Here is a 14,495-nt window from a genome sequence, read left to right as displayed (position 1 = left end):
GCCGAGCTGCGGGCGGCCGCCGCCGGCCGCCGCGCCGAGCGCGAGGACCGGCGGACCGCCACCCGGCTGCGCTGGGCGGCGTACTGGCGCTGACGCGCCGGGGCCGGATCCCCAGGTGGCGCGGGTAGGATCAGGCGCAACGACATACCGACGGAGGATCCGACGTGTTGAGAAACCTGAGCGCATGGCACGTACTCATCGTGCTGCTCGTGGTCGTCCTGCTGTTCGGCGCGAAGCGGCTGCCCGACCTGGCCAAGAGCGTGGGCCAGTCGATGAAGATCTTCAAGCACGAGGTCCAGGACCTGAGGGCCGACGACGCCCCCGCCGCGGCCCCCGTGCCGCCCGCGGCGCCGGTGCCGCCCCCCGCCGGTGTGACTCCGTTCGGTGCACCGCCCGCCGCGCCGGCCCCGGCCGACGCGAAGTACGTCACCCCGGCCCGGCCCGTCGAGGCGCCGACCGAGGGCACCACCCCGCCGAAGGTCTGACCCGCACGTGAACGCCCGCCGCGGGGGTGAGCCCGGCGGCCGGATGCCGCTGCGAGCACATCTGGTCGAGCTGCGACGCCGCCTCTTCCTCGCCGCGATCGGCGTCGTCATCGGCGCCGTGATCGGCTGGTTCCTCTACGACCCCGTGTTCACCGCGCTGCAGCAGCCGCTGGTGCGGGTCGCGGAGGAGCGCGACAGCCTGATCGCGCTGAACTTCTCCGGCATCGCGACGTCGTTCGACATGCGGGTGAAGGTGTCGTTCTTCCTCGGCGTGATCCTCTCCAGCCCCTGGTGGCTCTACCAGTTCTGGGCCTTCGTCACGCCGGGCCTGAACCACAAGGAGCGCGTGTACGCGTTCGGCTTCCTCGGCGTGGCCGTGCCGCTGTTCCTGGCGGGCGCGTTCGTGGCCTGGTGGGCGCTGCCCAACGCGGTCAAGCTGCTCACCGAGTTCACGCCGACGGGCGCGACCAACCTCATCGACGCGCAGACCTACCTCGGCTTCGTCATGCGGCTCATGCTCGCGTTCGGCATCGCGTTCCTGCTGCCCGTCGTGATGGTCGCGCTGAACTTCGCCGGCATCGGCACCGCGGCCACGTGGCGCAAGGGCTGGCGCTGGGCCGTCATGATCGCGTTCGTCTTCGCCGCGGTCATGACGCCGACGCCCGACGCGATGACGATGCTCGCGGTGGCCCTGCCCATCTGCGGCCTGTACTTCGTCGCCCTCGGCGTCTGCGTGCTGCACGACCGGCGGGTGGACCGGCGGCGGGTGGCCGCGGGTCTGCCGCGCCTCGACGGGACGATGGACGACGAGCCCGGTGGCGCCGGAGCGACCGCGTGATCCACCTCGGCGTCGTGGTCAACCCCACCGCCGGCAAGGGTCGTGGCACGCAGGCGGGCCGACGGGTGCACGAGCTCCTGCAGGCGCGCGGGCACAAGGTCGAGGACCTGTCGGCGGCCACGCTCGCGCAGGCCACGGACCGCGCGCGGGCCGCGGCGGTGCAGGGCCTCGACGCGCTCGTCGTCGTCGGTGGCGACGGCATGGTGCACCTCGGCGTCAACGTGGTGGCCGGCACGGGCCTGCCGCTGGGCATCGTCGCCGCGGGCACCGGCAACGACATCGCCCGCACGCTCGCGCTGCCGCGGGGGGACGTCGAGGCAGCGGTGGCCGCCATCGAGCACGGGCTGCTCGACGGCCCGCGGCGCGTGGACGCCGTGCGCGTCGGCTCGCCGGCCCACGCTGCCCACGAGTGGTACCTCGGGGTGCTGTCGTGCGGGTTCGACGCCGCGATCAACGCCCGCGCCAACGAGATGACCTGGCCCAAGGGGTCCGGTCGCTACGTGCGCGCACTCGCCGCCGAGCTGGGCGGGTTCCGGCCGTACGGGTACCGGGTGACGCTGGACGACCGGGTGTGGGAGTCGGCCGGCACGCTCGTGGCGGTCGCGAACGTCCCGTGGATCGGGGGCGGCCTGAAGATCGCACCCGACGCCGTGGTGGACGACGGGTTGCTCGACGTGGTCGTGGCCGGACCCTTCAGCAAGTCCGGCGTGGTGAAGATCTTCCCCGGCATCTACCAGGGCAAGCACGTGGGCCACCCGTCGGTCGAGATCGTGCGCAGCCGGTCCGTCCTCATCGAGCCGCTCACCAACCTCGGTGCCCTCCCGCCCGCCGCCTTCGCGGACGGCGAGCGCATCGGACCGCTGCCGCTGCGGGTGACCGTGGACCCCGGGGCGCTGTCCGTCCTCTGCTGAGCGCGCCCGCCCCGCGACGGGCAGGCGGTGTGCCTAGGGTGTGCGTGTGGTGTCCCGCTCACGCAAGACCGACCGGCCGTCCTCGTCCTCGACGGACCCGTCGCAGGAGGAGCTCTCGCCCGCCGAGCGGTTCGCCGCCGCCCGCCGCCGGGCCGAGGTCGACCGCAGCGAGCTGGGCCAGTTCCGGGAGCTGCTCGGCTTCCCGCTCGACCCGTTCCAGATCGAGGCGTGCCAGGCGCTCGAGCGCGGCAGCGGCGTCCTCGTCGCCGCGCCGACGGGTGCGGGCAAGACGGTCGTGGGGGAGTTCGCGGTCCACCTGGCGCTCCAATCGGGCCGCAAGGCGTTCTACACGACTCCCATCAAGGCCCTCTCCAACCAGAAGTACTCCGACCTCGTCCGCCGCTACGGACCCGAGCGCGTGGGCCTGCTCACGGGCGACACGACCATCAACGGCGAGGCTCCCGTCGTCGTCATGACGACCGAGGTGCTCCGCAACATGCTGTACGCGGGCTCGCCGACGCTCCAAGGGCTCGGGTTCGTCGTCATGGACGAGGTGCACTACCTCGCGGACCGGTTCCGCGGCCCCGTGTGGGAGGAGGTGATCATCCACCTCACCGACGACGTGCAGCTGGTCTCGCTGTCCGCCACCGTGTCCAACGCGGAGGAGTTCGGCGACTGGCTGGCCACCGTGCGGGGCGACACCACGGTCGTCGTGAGCGAGCACCGGCCCGTGCCGCTCGGACAGCACGTGCTGGTACGCGGCGACCTGCTCGACCTGTACGCCGGGCACGTCGACCCGACGGACCCCGGGGTCGACCCGCCGATCAACCCCGACCTGACGCACCTGCTGCGCCGCAGCAACCGCGAGGAGCCCGGCCAGGGTCGGCGCGGCCCCGGCGACCGCGGCTACCGGGGGCGCGGCGGCGCGCGGCCGGGCAGCGGGGGTGGAGGTCGCCCCGGAGGCAGCCGCCCGACGCCCCGGTTCGCCGTGGTCGACGCCCTGGACCGGGACGGCCTGCTGCCCGCAATCGTCTTCATCTTCTCCCGGGCGGGCTGCCAGGGCGCCGTCCAGCAGTGCCTGGCCGCGGGGGTGCGGCTGACGACGCCGGCCGAGCAGAGCGAGATCCGCCGCATCGTCGAGGAGCGGTGCGCCGCGGTGCCGCCCGAGGACCTCGACGTGCTGGGCTACTGGGAGTTCGCCGACGCGCTGTCCCGCGGCGTCGCCGCGCACCACGCGGGCATGCTCCCGCTGTTCAAGGAGACCGTCGAGGACCTGTTCTCGCGCGGGCTGGTCAAGGTCGTGTTCGCCACGGAGACGCTCGCGCTGGGCATCAACATGCCGGCGCGGTCCGTCGTCATGGAGAAGCTGGTCAAGTGGGACGGCTCCAACCACGTGGACGTCACGCCGGGGGAGTACACCCAGCTGACCGGGCGGGCGGGGCGGCGCGGGATCGACACCGAGGGTCACGCCGTGGTCGTCGCGCACCCGGGGCTCGACCCGGTGCAGCTGGCGGGCCTGGCGTCCAAGCGGCTGTACCCGCTGCGCTCGAGCTTCCGCCCGACGTACAACATGGCGGTCAACCTGGTCGCGCAGGTGGGTCGCGACCGCGCGCGCGAGGTCCTCGAGACGTCCTTCGCGCAGTTCCAGGCCGACCGGGGCGTGGTGGGGCTCGCGCGGCAGGCACAGGGGCACGCAGAGGCCCTGGAGGGCTATGCCCGCGCGATGGTCTGCCACCAGGGCGACTTCGCGGAGTACGCCGCGCTGCGCCGCGAGATCACGGCGCGCGAGAAGGACCTGACCCGCGCCGAGGCCCAGGCACGCCGGGCGGAGGTGGCCCGCACGCTCGAGGGCCTGCGCGTGGGCGACGTCCTCGAGATCCCGGTGGGCCGCCGGTCGGGCCACGCGGTGGTCATCGACCCCGGGGGCGACGGCGGCTTCGACGGCCCGCGACCCACCGTGCTCACCGTCGACCGACAGGTCCGCAAGCTCACGGTCGCCGACGTCGGCACGGGCGTGACGACCGTCGGCTTCCTCCGGGTGCCCAAGGGGTTCTCGGCGCGGGTCCCGGCGGCGCGCCGCGACCTCGCCGCCGCGCTGCGCTCCTCGGTCGGCGCCGACCGGGGACCCACCCGCAAGGACCGCCCCAAGGGCGGGCAGCGCGCGGCCGCGGACGACGCCGAGATCGCGGCCCTGCGGCGCCGGCTGCGGGCCCACCCCTGCCACAGCTGCCCGGACCGCGAGGAGCACGCCCGCTGGGCCGAGCGGTGGGCGCGGCTCTCGGAGGAGCACGACGCGCTCGTCGCCCGCATCGCCGGCCGGACGGGGTCGATCGCGGCCGTGTTCGACCGCATCTGCGACGTGCTCCAGCGGCTCGGCTACCTCGAGCAGACGTCCGACGACGCCGGCCGCAGCCCCCTGCAGGTGACCGACGACGGACGCTGGCTGCGCCGGATCTACGCGGAGAACGACCTGCTGCTGGCGGAGTGCCTGCGCCGGGGCGTCTTCGACGAGCTCGACGCCCCCGGCCTTGCCGCGGCGGTCTCCACGCTCGTGTACCGCTCCCGCCGCGACGACCAGGGCGAGCCGCGCATCCCCGGCGGACCGAGCAGCCGGCTGGGCGTCGCCCTCGACGCGACCGTGCGGGCGTGGTCGGAGCTCGACGACCTCGAGACGGCGCACAAGGTGGAGACCATCCAGCCGCTCGACGCCGGGCTGGTGGAGGCCGTGCACCGGTGGGCGGCGGGCCGCAGCCTCGATGCCGTGCTCAAGGGCAGCGAGCTGTCCGCGGGCGACTTCGTGCGCTGGTGCAAGCAGGTCATCGACGTGCTCGACCAGGTCTCGCAGGCCGCCCCGCACCAGCGCGTCCGGGACACCGCACGGAAGGCCGTCGAGGCCCTGCGGCACGGGGTCGTGGCCTACTCGTCGGTCTAGACCCGGGTGGAGCGGTCTGACCTGCCCTATCGTGCCGGTGTGAGCTCGACCCTCTATCGCCACGGCGCCGTCCACACGTCCGCCGACCCGTTCGCCGAGGCGTTGCTCGTCGAGGACGGCACGGTGGTCTGGCTCGGCGCCGACGACACGGCCGACGGCATGGTGTCCCGCGCGGACGAGGTCATCGACCTCGACGGCGCGCTGGTGGCTCCGGGGTTCGTCGACGCCCACGTCCACGTGCTCGAGACCGGGCTGGCGCTGGAGAGCGTCGACCTGTCGCCGGAGGCCGGCGTGCACTCGCTCGCCGACGCCCTGGACGCGGTGCACCGCGCCGCCGCCACGACCCCGGCCGGGGCGCCCGTGCTGGGCTTCGGCTGGGACGAGCTGCGCTGGCCCGAGGGCCGTCCGCCCACGCGCGAGGAGCTCGACGCGGCCGCCGGCGGCGCACCCGTCTACCTGGCGCGTGTCGACGTCCACTCGGCGGTCGTCTCGAGCGCCCTGTCCCGCGACGCAGGCCTGGACCTGCTCCCGGGGTGGAGCCTCGACGGCCGCGTCGAGCGGGACGCGCACCACGCCGCGCGCGAGGCGGCACGCGCCGTCTCCCCGGAGCGCCGGACGGCCCTGTACCGGCGGGCCCTCGCGCACGCCGCGGCGCGCGGCGTCGTCTCGGTGCACGAGCACAGCGCGCCGTCGATCGACACGCGCGCCGGCCTCGTCGAGCTGCTCGAGCTCACGGAGGACCCACGCGGCGGGCTGCCCCACCTGGTCGGCTACCGCGGCGAGCAGTGCGTGACCGTCGACGACGCGCGCGAGATCCTCGCCGCCATCCCGGGCCTGACCGGGATCGGCGGCGACCTCAACGTGGACGGTTCCCTGGGGTCGCACACGGCCGCTGTGCGGGCTCCGTACGCCGACGCGCCGGGTGACCAGGGCGTGCTGTACCTGACCGCCGAGCAGATCTGCAACCACCTCACCGCGGTGACCCGGGCGGGCGTCCAGGGCGGTTTCCACGTCATCGGGGACCGCGCGATGGACGAGCTGCTGCTCGGCCTGCGGGCGGCCGTGGACGTCGAGGGTCCCGACGCCATCGCGCGCATGGGCCACCGCCTCGAGCACGCCGAGATGGTCGACGCCCCGACCCTCGCGGCGCTGGTCCTCCTGGGCGTCCGGCTCAGCATGCAGCCCGCGTTCGACGCGGCGTGGGGCGGACCCGACGGCATGTACGCCACCCGCCTGGGTGCCGGACGGGCCGCGGCGCTGAACCCGCTCGCCGACCTGGCGGCCGCCGGCGTGCCGCTCGCGTTCGGCTCGGACTCGCCCGTCACGGCGATCGACCCGTGGGCCGGCGTGCGGGCCGCGGTGCAGCACCGCGCCGCGGACCAGCGCATCTCGGCGCGAGCGGCCTTCCGCGCGTCGACCCGCGGCGGCTGGCGCGTCGCGGGCCTGGACCACACGGGCGCCGGCGAGCTGCGCGTCGGGTCACCGGCTCACCTCGCCGTGTGGCGCGCGGAGCACCTGACGGTGCAGTCGGCCGAGGGACGGTTCTCGTCGTGGAGCACCGACGCACGCGCCGGCATCCCGCTCCTGCCCGACATGTCGCCGGACGCACCGGCACCGACGTGCCTGCGCACGGTCCGCGACGGCGTGGTCCTGTACGACACGTTCTGATGGGACAGCCCATCGGGGCGGGGCCGAGCGGGTGAATTCCGCGGCGGGACGCGCCGACCGGAACCGCCCGCTTCGACCGGATCTGACGACACGCGCGACGACACGCCGCCCCGAACGGTACAGACGGGACCGATGGTGCGTTGGTGACCTGCGGGTACGGCCCTCACCAGCGCCGATGCCGCCTTGACACTCCTGTGGATCTCGGTAGGTTCCTCAGGAGATCCACCGCGGTGACCGGCCCACGACGATGTCGGGCCGACGCCGAGCCTGGCGGCCGCGGTAGGGGGTAGGGCTCCGACCGGGCCCGCGTGTTCAGTAGACAACGGTCCGTGCGCCTGCACGCCGACCGGTACGAAGGACACGCGGGCCGGTCGGTCGGACACAGCCGGCTGTCGTACCCTCCTGAGGTGCCCGCCCGTGAACCCGCCCGCTGGTGGACTCTCGTCCTCGCCGTCGCGGGCGGCCTGCTCACGCGCCTCGCGTTCCCTGCACCGGGCTGGTGGGGCGCGGCCTTCCTCGGGGTGGCCTGCCTCTTCCTCGCCCTGCGCCGGGACAGCGCGCGCTGGAACGCGCTGGTCGGGCTGCTCTGGGGCCTCGCGTTCGTCGCGCCCCTGATCACCTGGGCCAACGACGCCGTCGGCCGGGTGCCCTGGATCGCGCTGAGCACCCTCGAGGCCCTGTACTTCGCGCTGCTCGGTGCCGCGTGGGCGTGGGCGCGCCGCGGCAACGCCGTGTGGCGCAGCGCCGGCCTGCAGGTCGTCGTGTTCACGATCCTGTTCGTCGCGACCGAGGAGCTGGCCGCGACGTGGCCGTTCGGCGGGTTCCCGTGGGGGCGCCTGGCCTTCTCGCAGGCGGACTCCCCGCTCGCGTCGCTGGCCTCGCTCGGCGGCGCACCCCTGCTGACGGCGGCGGTCGTGGTGGTCGGCGTCCTGCTCGCCCAGATCGTGCTGGCCGCGCGCCGCCTGCGCGTCGGGCCGCTCGTCGCATCCGGGGCGGTCGTCGGCGCCCTGCTGCTCGTCGGGCTGCTGATCCCGCTGGACACGCAGGCCGAGAACGGGACGCTGACGGTGGGTGCCGTCCAGGGCAACGTCCCCGGCACCGGCCTCGACGCGTTCGGCCAGCGCGAGGCCGTGCTGGACAACCACGTGGAGGGCACGCTCGCGCTGCTCGACCAGGTGGAGCCCGGCGACCTCGACCTCGTGCTGTGGCCGGAGAACGGCACCGACATAGACCCCCAGGTGGACCAGAAGGCCGCCGGGCTCATCGACGGCGCCGCCCAGGCCGTCGACGCCCCGATGCTGGTCGGGACCGTCCAGTACCCGCCGAGCGGCGGGCGGTACAACACCGCGGTGCTCTGGGAGCCCGGCGTCGGCATCACCGCCACGTACACCAAGCAGCACCCGGCACCCTTCGCTGAGTACATCCCGATCCGGTCGTTCGTCCGGCACTTCTCGTCGGCCGTGGACCTGGTGACGCGCGACATGATCCCCGGCGACAAGCCCGGCTACGTCCCGCTCGACTCGGAGCGGCTCGGCCGGACCGTCGGCATCGGCGACGTCATCTGCTTCGAGGTCGCGTACGACGGCATCGTGCGCGACGCCGTCCGCGCCGGTGGTGAGGTCCTCGTGGTCCAGACGAACAACGCGTCGTTCGGTGTGTCCGACGAGTCCACCCAGCAGCTCGCGATGTCCCGCATCCGCGCGATCGAGCACGGCCGTGCGACCGTGCAGATCTCCACGGTGGGGGTCAGCGCCGTCATCGAGCCCAACGGCGTGGTCAGCCAGCAGACCGGTCTCTTCACCGCCGAGCAGATGGTGGCTAGCCTTCCCCTGCGTGACACGCTGACGCCCGCGACGAGGCTGGGCGCGTGGCCCGCATGGATCATCGACGCCCTCGCGGTGTGCGTGGTGATCGCCGGCGCGGCCGGCGCCCGCCGGGTGCGTCGCGCCGACCGGAACGAGACCGCCGCATGACCGAGGCCCCGCAGCGCGTGCTGGTGGTCGTCCCCACCTACGACGAGCGCGAGAACCTGCCCGGCGCGCTCGCCCGACTGCGCACGCACGTGCCGACCGCGGACGTCCTCGTGGTCGACGACGGCTCGCCCGACGGGACGGGCGAGCTCGCCGAGAAGATCGCCGAGCGCGAGGCCTTCGACGACGGGACGCGCCGGATCCACGTCCTGCACCGCACGGGGAAGCTGGGCCTCGGGACCGCCTACGTGGCGGGCTTCGGCTGGGCGCTGCAGCGCGGCTACGACGTGGTCGTCGAGATGGACGCGGACGGGTCGCACCGCGCGCAGGACCTCCCGCTGCTGCTGGCCAGGATCGCCGACGCCGACCTCGTGCTGGGATCGCGCTGGGTCCCCGGCGGAAAGGTCGTCAACTGGCCGTTCAGCCGTCTCGTCCTGTCCCGCGGCGCCAACACCTACACGCGGATCGTGCTCGGCATCCCGCTGCGCGACGCGACCGGCGGCTTCCGCGCGTACCGCTCCGAGCTCCTGGCCGAGCTGACGCGGGGCGACATCGCCTCGCAGGGCTACTGCTTCCAGGTCGACATGGCCTGGCGCGCCGTGCGGTCGGGCGCGCGGGTGGTCGAGGTCCCGATCACCTTCGTCGAGCGCGAGCTGGGCCACTCGAAGATGAGCCGAGCCATCGTCCTCGAGGCGCTGGTCAGCGTGACCCGGTGGGGGATAGCAGAACGCTCCCGCCGTGTGGCGGGAGCGTTCCGTCGTTCGAGGCGCTGAGCCGTCAGGCGCTGCGGCGCAGCTTGCCCGACCGGAGCAGGTCCAGGCGCTCGTCCAGCAGCTCCTGGAGCTCGCCGACCGTGCGGCGCTCGAGCAGCATGTCCCAGTGGGTGCGCGGCGGCTTGCCGGCCTTCACCTCGGGCTTGGACGCGTCACGCAGGAGCGCCTCCTCGCCGCACCGGCACTCCCACACCACCGGAACGTCGGCCTCGACCGAGAACGGCAGGATGATGGTGTGCCCGTTGGGGCAGTCGTAGTGAGCCTGGAGCCGGGGCGCGAACTCCACGCCGTCTTCGGTCTCCATGCTGTGGGACCCGATGCGCATGCCGCGCAGGGACCGGTTTGCCATCTTGGGGAACCTCCGTGCCGTTGTACGGCCGTCGAGAGTGAGAACTTCCACCGATGTCAACGGTGGTCGCCCCTCCAGTGTTCCAGGTGGACGTGAAGGTCTGGTGAACACCGATGGTGCGCGGGGGAGAGGCTTAGGGTTGCCCGGGTGAGCAATCCTTCCACGCCCGTGTCCCCGTCCACGCCTCCAGCCTCCCGCACCAGCGGCGAGATGTCCTTCCGACAGCTCGGCGACAGCGGCCTCGTCGTCTCGGTGGCGGGCCTCGGGTGCAACACCTTCGGTGCGACGCTGCCGCCCGACGGCGTCCCGGCGCTGGTCGCGGCCGCGCTCGACGCCGGCATCACCTTCTTCGACACCGCCGACGTCTACGGCGGCACGCCCGGGCAGAGCGAGGAGCTGCTGGGCGCGGCCCTGGGCGGCCACCGCGAGGACGTTGTTGTCGCCACCAAGTTCGGCATGGACATGGGCGGCGTCAACGGCCCGGACTGGGGCGTGCGGGGGTCGCGCCGGTACGTCCGCCGGGCCGTGGAGAGCTCGCTGGCACGGCTGGGCACGGACCACATCGACCTCCTCCAGATGCACGCACCCGACCCGGTGACCCCGATCGAGGAGACCCTCGCCGCGCTGCAGGAGCTGGTGGCCGAGGGCAAGGTCCGGTACCTGGGCTCGTCGAACTTCGCCGCCTGGCAGGTGGTCGACGCCGACTGGAGCGCGCGAACCGCCGGCACCGCGCCGTTCGTGTCGTCGCAGAACCGGTACAACCTGCTCGACCGCAGCGTCGAGGCGGAGCTGGTGCCCGCGCTGGAGCAGGTCGGGGTCGGCCTCATCCCGTACGTCCCGCTCGCCTCCGGCCTGCTGACCGGCAAGTACCGGCGCGACCAGTCGGCCCCGGAGGGCACCCGCCTCACGCGCATGCCCGACCGGCTGGCGCGGGCGGACTTCGACCGCATCGACGCGCTGGCGGCCCTGGCCGAGCAGTGGGGCGTCGACCTGCCGACGGTGGCGCTCGGTGGACTCGCGGCCCAGCCCGTGGTCGCCACCGTGATCGCCGGCGCCCGCACCCCCGAGCAGCTGCGCGCCAACGTCGCGTCGATCGCGTGGGAGCCGGACCTCGAGCAGCTGGCGGCGATCGACGAGGCGGCGCCCGGCCCCACGCCCTGAGCGGTCACCACTCGAGCACCCGGGCGCGGTTCTCGCCGAGGGCGACGACCGCCCACACCCGCACGCCGGCGTCGTCGGCGGCCCGCCGCAGCACCGGGACCCACGAGCTCTCGAACGCGCCGCGGTCGCCGCCCGCCGCCCGGACGAGCCCGACGACCACCGACCCGCCGCCCTCGGAGCGCAGGACCGAGGCGAGCACCCCCATGAGCTGGTGCGCCACAGCGCGGTCGGCGCGCAGGGGGACGTCCGTGATCGGCAGGACCAGGGGGAGGGTGCGGTCGGCGGCGTCGAGCAGCACGAACCACAGGGCGGGCGGGCCCGCGCGCTCGGGCCCGACGAGGTCGAGCAGCACGGCCAGCGCGTCGCCCGCCGATCCCAGCCGCGCGCCCGGCGGGTCGGGGAGGTCGTGGTCGGGCCCGTCGTCGTCCAGGCCCCAGGGCGCGTCGGCCCAGTCGTCGTCCTCGTCCTCGTCGTCGAACCAGCGGTCGTCTCCGTGCTGCGTCATGGCGAGAACCCTGGCGCGGGGTCGGGTGCGGGCGACCACCGTGCAGCCGGTCCTGGGGGCGGGGTCCCGCCCGATCGGGGCTGAGGGCGGGTCAGGACAGGTGCGCCGCCACGGCCTCGACCACGAGCGCGTGGTCGTCGGCCTGCGGGAGACCGGACACGGTCACCACGCCGACGATGCCGACGTCGCGGACCCGGACCGGGAAGGCGCCGCCGTGCGCGGCGAACTGCTGCAGCGGCAGGTCGTGCTGCGCGGCGAACGTCGTGCCCTTGGCCTTGGCCCGCAGCCCGACGAGGTAGGACGACGCACCGAAGCGCTCGACCACCCGGACCTTGCGCTCCACCCAGCTGTCGTTGTCCGGCGTGGTGCCCGGTCGCGCGGCGTGGAACAGCTGCTGGGTGCCCCGGCGGATGTCCACGGTCACCGGCAGGTCGCGGTCCTGGGCCAGCTCGACCAGCAGGCAGCCGAGCCGCCACGCGTCGTCGTTCGTGAACGTGGTGAAGACGAGGTCGTGCTCCTGCTGCTCGACCTGTGCGATGGTGCCGGCGACGTCGTCCTGGGTGCTCATGCGGTCATCGTGGCACGGGGTCGCCGGCGACCGGCGCGACGCCGAAGTTGCCGTCGAACACGTGCTCAGGGTCGTAGACGGCCTTGAGCCGGCCGATGCGGGCCAGCGTCCGCGGCGGGAACGCCTCGGCCACCCGCTCGGGGGACTGGTTCGTCTCGAAGCTGAGGTAGACGCCGTCGAGGTGCGGGCCGATCCGCTCCCACCATGCGTCGATCTGCGTCCGTCGACGGCCGCCCACGGAGGCGAGCAGGGAGAAGTTCTGGGTCCGGTGCGCGTACGCGGTGGCGTCCGGGTCCATGTCGTTCACGGCGCCGCCGACCGCCCGGAGCTGGACCATGTCGGCGTCGCCCGCCGCGACCAGGTCGGCGAGCAGCGCGGCCAGCGCGGGCGTCACGTGCTCCACCAGCCCGCCGCGGGCGGCCGAGTCGGCTCCGCCGACGTGCTCGCCGTGCGCGGGCGCGACGGTGGCCGCGTACGGGACGAGCTGGGCCTGCTGCTGCAGCACGGGAGCGAGGTCGAGGAACCTCTCCAGCGCCACGATCGCCGACTCGGTGTCGTCGTCGGCCCACACGATGATCGCGTACCCGATCGCCGGGTTCTGCCCGCGCGCCGACGCCAGCGTGAGGAAGCTGGTGAGCTGTCGCGGCGACTCCTCGACCAGCGCGGCCCAGGCTTCGACGAACCGTGCGGTGTCCGTGGCGTCGTACACGATCGTCGCGTAGACGACGTTGCCGACCTCGGCGGCCTCGATCTCGACGGCCGTGAGGATGCCGAAGTTGGCGCCGGCGCCACGCACCGCCCAGAGCAGGTCCGGCTCGTGGTCGGCGTCCGTGCGGACGATCCGTCCGTCCGCCAGCACCAGCTCCGCGGCGACCACGTGGTCGAGCGTGAGGCCGTAGGAGCGGCCGAGGAAGCCCTGGCCGCCCGCGGTGACCAGGCCACCGACGCCCACGTCGCCGTAGTCGCCGGAGCTGATGGCCAGCCCGTGCGGCGAGAGCGCGGCCGCGACGTCGCCCCAGCGCGCGCCGGCGCCGACCCGCACGATCCGCCGTTCCCGGTCGAGCACCTCGACCGCGTCGAGGGCGCCCACGTCGATGACGATGCCGCCGTCGTTGGTCGACCGGCCGCTGATCCCGTGGCCGCCGCTGCGCACCGCGAACGGCACGTCCTGAGCGCGTGCGAACGCCAGCGCGTCGGCGACGCCCTGGGCGTCGCGCGGGCGCAGGACGAGGCCCGGAGAACCCGCGTAGACGTACGACGAGCGCACGCGCCCGTACTCGCGGTCCCCGGGTTCCACGGCGGTCGCGACGAGCGAGGCGGGCACGGCGTCGTAGTCGATGCCCGGGCGCCGCTTGGCCAGGGAGACCGACGGGCGGACCGACCCCGTGGCGGTGCCCGAGTCCGCGCGCGCGGCGGCGACGGCCTCGCGGAGGGCCGGGGCGACCTCTGCGCCGAACACCGCGATGGCTGACGGGTCGTCGCCGCCCAGGATGAACGTCGCGACTCCGTCGTCGAGGACGAGCGGGAGCAGGTCGTCGACCCATTGCTCCGGCGGCCCCTGGAGGAACCCCGAGCCGCTGAACGAGCCGCCGCCCAGGTTCAGCAGCCGCCGGATCTCGCGCGGGTCGCGCCCGGCGGCCTGCGCGGCGTCGTCGATGCGAGCGTTGCCGGCCGCGAGGTCGCCGGGCTGGAGGTACCCGAGGCTCGGCAGCCAGCCGTCGGCCTTGCGGCCGACCAGGCCGAGCATGCGCGGCTTGTACGCGCCGAGCCAGATGGGGACGTCGTGGGCGGGCGCCGGCCCCCGCTTGGCTCCGTCGACGCGGTGGTGGGTCCCGTCGACTCGCAGCGGGCGTCGCTCGTCGGCGTCCCAGATGCCGCGGATGATGTCGATGGCCTCGTCGAGGGCGTCGACCCCCTGCCCGGGCGTGAGCCGCGGCGACCCCATCGCGACGATCGCGTCCCAGAACGCGCCGGAGCCGAGGCCCAGCGCGAACCGGCCGCCGGAGAGGAGGTCGAGGCTCGCGGCCGCGCGCGCCAGGACGGCCGGTGGGCGCAGGGGCAGGTTCAGGACGTTGCCGGCGACGTGCACGCGCTCGGTGGAGGCGGCGACCCAGGACAGGAGCGTCCACGTGTCGAGGAACGCCGGCTGGTAGGGGTGGTCCTGGAAGGTCACGAGGTCCAGGCCGGCGCGCTCGGTGGCCTGCGCGAGCGCCACCACCTGCTGTGGGTCCTTGGCCGACGGCGTGAGGAAGGTGCCGAACACCAGGTCGTGACCGTAGTCGGGCATCGGGCGTCCTTCCGTACTGATTGAGAGTTCAACTATAGCCAGTGCGTC

At 74.2% G+C, this 14,495-nt stretch carries 12 protein-coding genes; 8 read left to right on the top strand and 4 right to left on the bottom strand.

Translation table 11 applies throughout. The features are described 5' to 3' along the window. Nucleotides 1–164 precede the first annotated feature (164 nt). The 7 genes from tatA (at nt 165) to AC1DQC_RS07170 (ending at nt 9,577) form a co-directional block, all read left to right on the top strand. Complete coding sequence (gene tatA / locus AC1DQC_RS07200) at nt 165–485, top strand: Sec-independent protein translocase subunit TatA (RefSeq protein WP_477050535.1); 321 nt, start codon at nt 165–167, stop codon at nt 483–485. A 43-nt stretch (nt 486–528) separates the two neighbouring features. Continuing rightward, a complete protein-coding gene (gene tatC, locus AC1DQC_RS07195; protein WP_477050539.1) occupies nt 529–1,323 on the top strand; it encodes a twin-arginine translocase subunit TatC in 795 nt (264 codons plus the stop codon). Next, nucleotides 1,320–2,234, top strand: coding sequence for a diacylglycerol/lipid kinase family protein (locus AC1DQC_RS07190; protein ID WP_477050534.1), 915 nt, complete (start codon nt 1,320–1,322; stop codon nt 2,232–2,234). Before tatC ends, AC1DQC_RS07190 begins: the two co-directional genes overlap by 4 nt. 46 nt (nt 2,235–2,280) lie before the next feature. Beyond that, nucleotides 2,281–5,166, top strand: coding sequence for a DEAD/DEAH box helicase (locus AC1DQC_RS07185; protein WP_477050533.1), 2,886 nt, complete (start codon nt 2,281–2,283; stop codon nt 5,164–5,166). Nucleotides 5,167–5,205: 39 nt separating this feature from the next. Then, entirely contained in the window at nt 5,206–6,834 is a 1,629-nt protein-coding gene (locus tag AC1DQC_RS07180; RefSeq protein ID WP_477050532.1) for an amidohydrolase, read from the top strand. Between the two features lie 407 nt (nt 6,835–7,241). Beyond that, nucleotides 7,242–8,807 (top strand): apolipoprotein N-acyltransferase, encoded by a 1,566-nt coding sequence (gene lnt / locus AC1DQC_RS07175; RefSeq protein WP_477050531.1) that lies wholly within the window; start codon nt 7,242–7,244, stop codon nt 8,805–8,807. Then, nucleotides 8,804–9,577 carry a polyprenol monophosphomannose synthase gene (locus AC1DQC_RS07170; RefSeq protein ID WP_477050530.1) on the top strand — a complete coding sequence of 258 codons (774 nt, stop codon included), beginning with the start codon at nt 8,804–8,806 and terminating at the stop codon, nt 9,575–9,577. Before lnt ends, AC1DQC_RS07170 begins: the two co-directional genes overlap by 4 nt. A gap of 4 nt (nt 9,578–9,581) precedes the next feature. On the opposite strand, the gene AC1DQC_RS07165 is transcribed toward AC1DQC_RS07170, so the two are convergent. Next, the gene (locus AC1DQC_RS07165) at nt 9,582–9,926 is read right to left on the bottom strand and encodes an RNA polymerase-binding protein RbpA (RefSeq protein WP_055914529.1); all 345 of its coding nucleotides are present in this window, start codon (nt 9,924–9,926) and stop codon (nt 9,582–9,584) included. A gap of 210 nt (nt 9,927–10,136) precedes the next feature. On the opposite strand from AC1DQC_RS07165, the gene AC1DQC_RS07160 reads away from it, so the two are divergent. Then, the gene (locus tag AC1DQC_RS07160) at nt 10,137–11,087 is read left to right on the top strand and encodes an aldo/keto reductase (RefSeq protein ID WP_477050538.1); all 951 of its coding nucleotides are present in this window, start codon (nt 10,137–10,139) and stop codon (nt 11,085–11,087) included. A 4-nt stretch (nt 11,088–11,091) separates the two neighbouring features. Here the strand turns inward: AC1DQC_RS07160 and AC1DQC_RS07155 are convergent, their stop codons facing one another. The 3 genes from AC1DQC_RS07155 to AC1DQC_RS07145 all read right to left on the bottom strand — a co-directional run bounded on the left by AC1DQC_RS07155 (nt 11,092) and on the right by AC1DQC_RS07145 (nt 14,447). Beyond that, entirely contained in the window at nt 11,092–11,592 is a 501-nt protein-coding gene (locus tag AC1DQC_RS07155) for a hypothetical protein (RefSeq protein ID WP_477050529.1), read from the bottom strand. A gap of 91 nt (nt 11,593–11,683) precedes the next feature. After that, nucleotides 11,684–12,160, bottom strand: a complete 477-nt coding sequence (locus AC1DQC_RS07150; RefSeq protein WP_477050528.1) for a heme-degrading domain-containing protein — start codon at nt 12,158–12,160, stop codon at nt 11,684–11,686. Between the two features lie 4 nt (nt 12,161–12,164). Next, nucleotides 12,165–14,447: an LLM class flavin-dependent oxidoreductase gene (locus AC1DQC_RS07145; protein ID WP_477050527.1), complete on the bottom strand. Its 2,283-nt coding sequence runs from the start codon at nt 14,445–14,447 to the stop codon at nt 12,165–12,167. Nucleotides 14,448–14,495 lie beyond the last annotated feature (48 nt).

Source organism: Cellulomonas sp. P4_H12, from assembly GCF_056400905.1.
The sequence above is the reverse complement of the archived record's forward strand: the minus strand, read 5'-3'. Positions and strand labels throughout refer to the sequence as shown.

Excerpts from the sequence above, each read along its gene's own strand:
- tatC (WP_477050539.1), top strand. The coding sequence starts at position 529 with ATGCCGCTGCGAGCACATCTGGTCGAGCTGCGACGCCGCCTCTTCCTC.
- AC1DQC_RS07170 (WP_477050530.1), top strand. The coding sequence starts at position 8,804 with ATGACCGAGGCCCCGCAGCGCGTGCTGGTGGTCGTCCCCACCTACGAC.
- AC1DQC_RS07165 (WP_055914529.1), bottom strand. The coding sequence starts at position 9,926 with ATGGCAAACCGGTCCCTGCGCGGCATGCGCATCGGGTCCCACAGCATG.
- AC1DQC_RS07160 (WP_477050538.1), top strand. The coding sequence starts at position 10,137 with ATGTCCTTCCGACAGCTCGGCGACAGCGGCCTCGTCGTCTCGGTGGCG.
- AC1DQC_RS07155 (WP_477050529.1), bottom strand. The coding sequence starts at position 11,592 with ATGACGCAGCACGGAGACGACCGCTGGTTCGACGACGAGGACGAGGAC.
- AC1DQC_RS07150 (WP_477050528.1), bottom strand. The coding sequence starts at position 12,160 with ATGAGCACCCAGGACGACGTCGCCGGCACCATCGCACAGGTCGAGCAG.
- AC1DQC_RS07145 (WP_477050527.1), bottom strand. The coding sequence starts at position 14,447 with ATGCCCGACTACGGTCACGACCTGGTGTTCGGCACCTTCCTCACGCCG.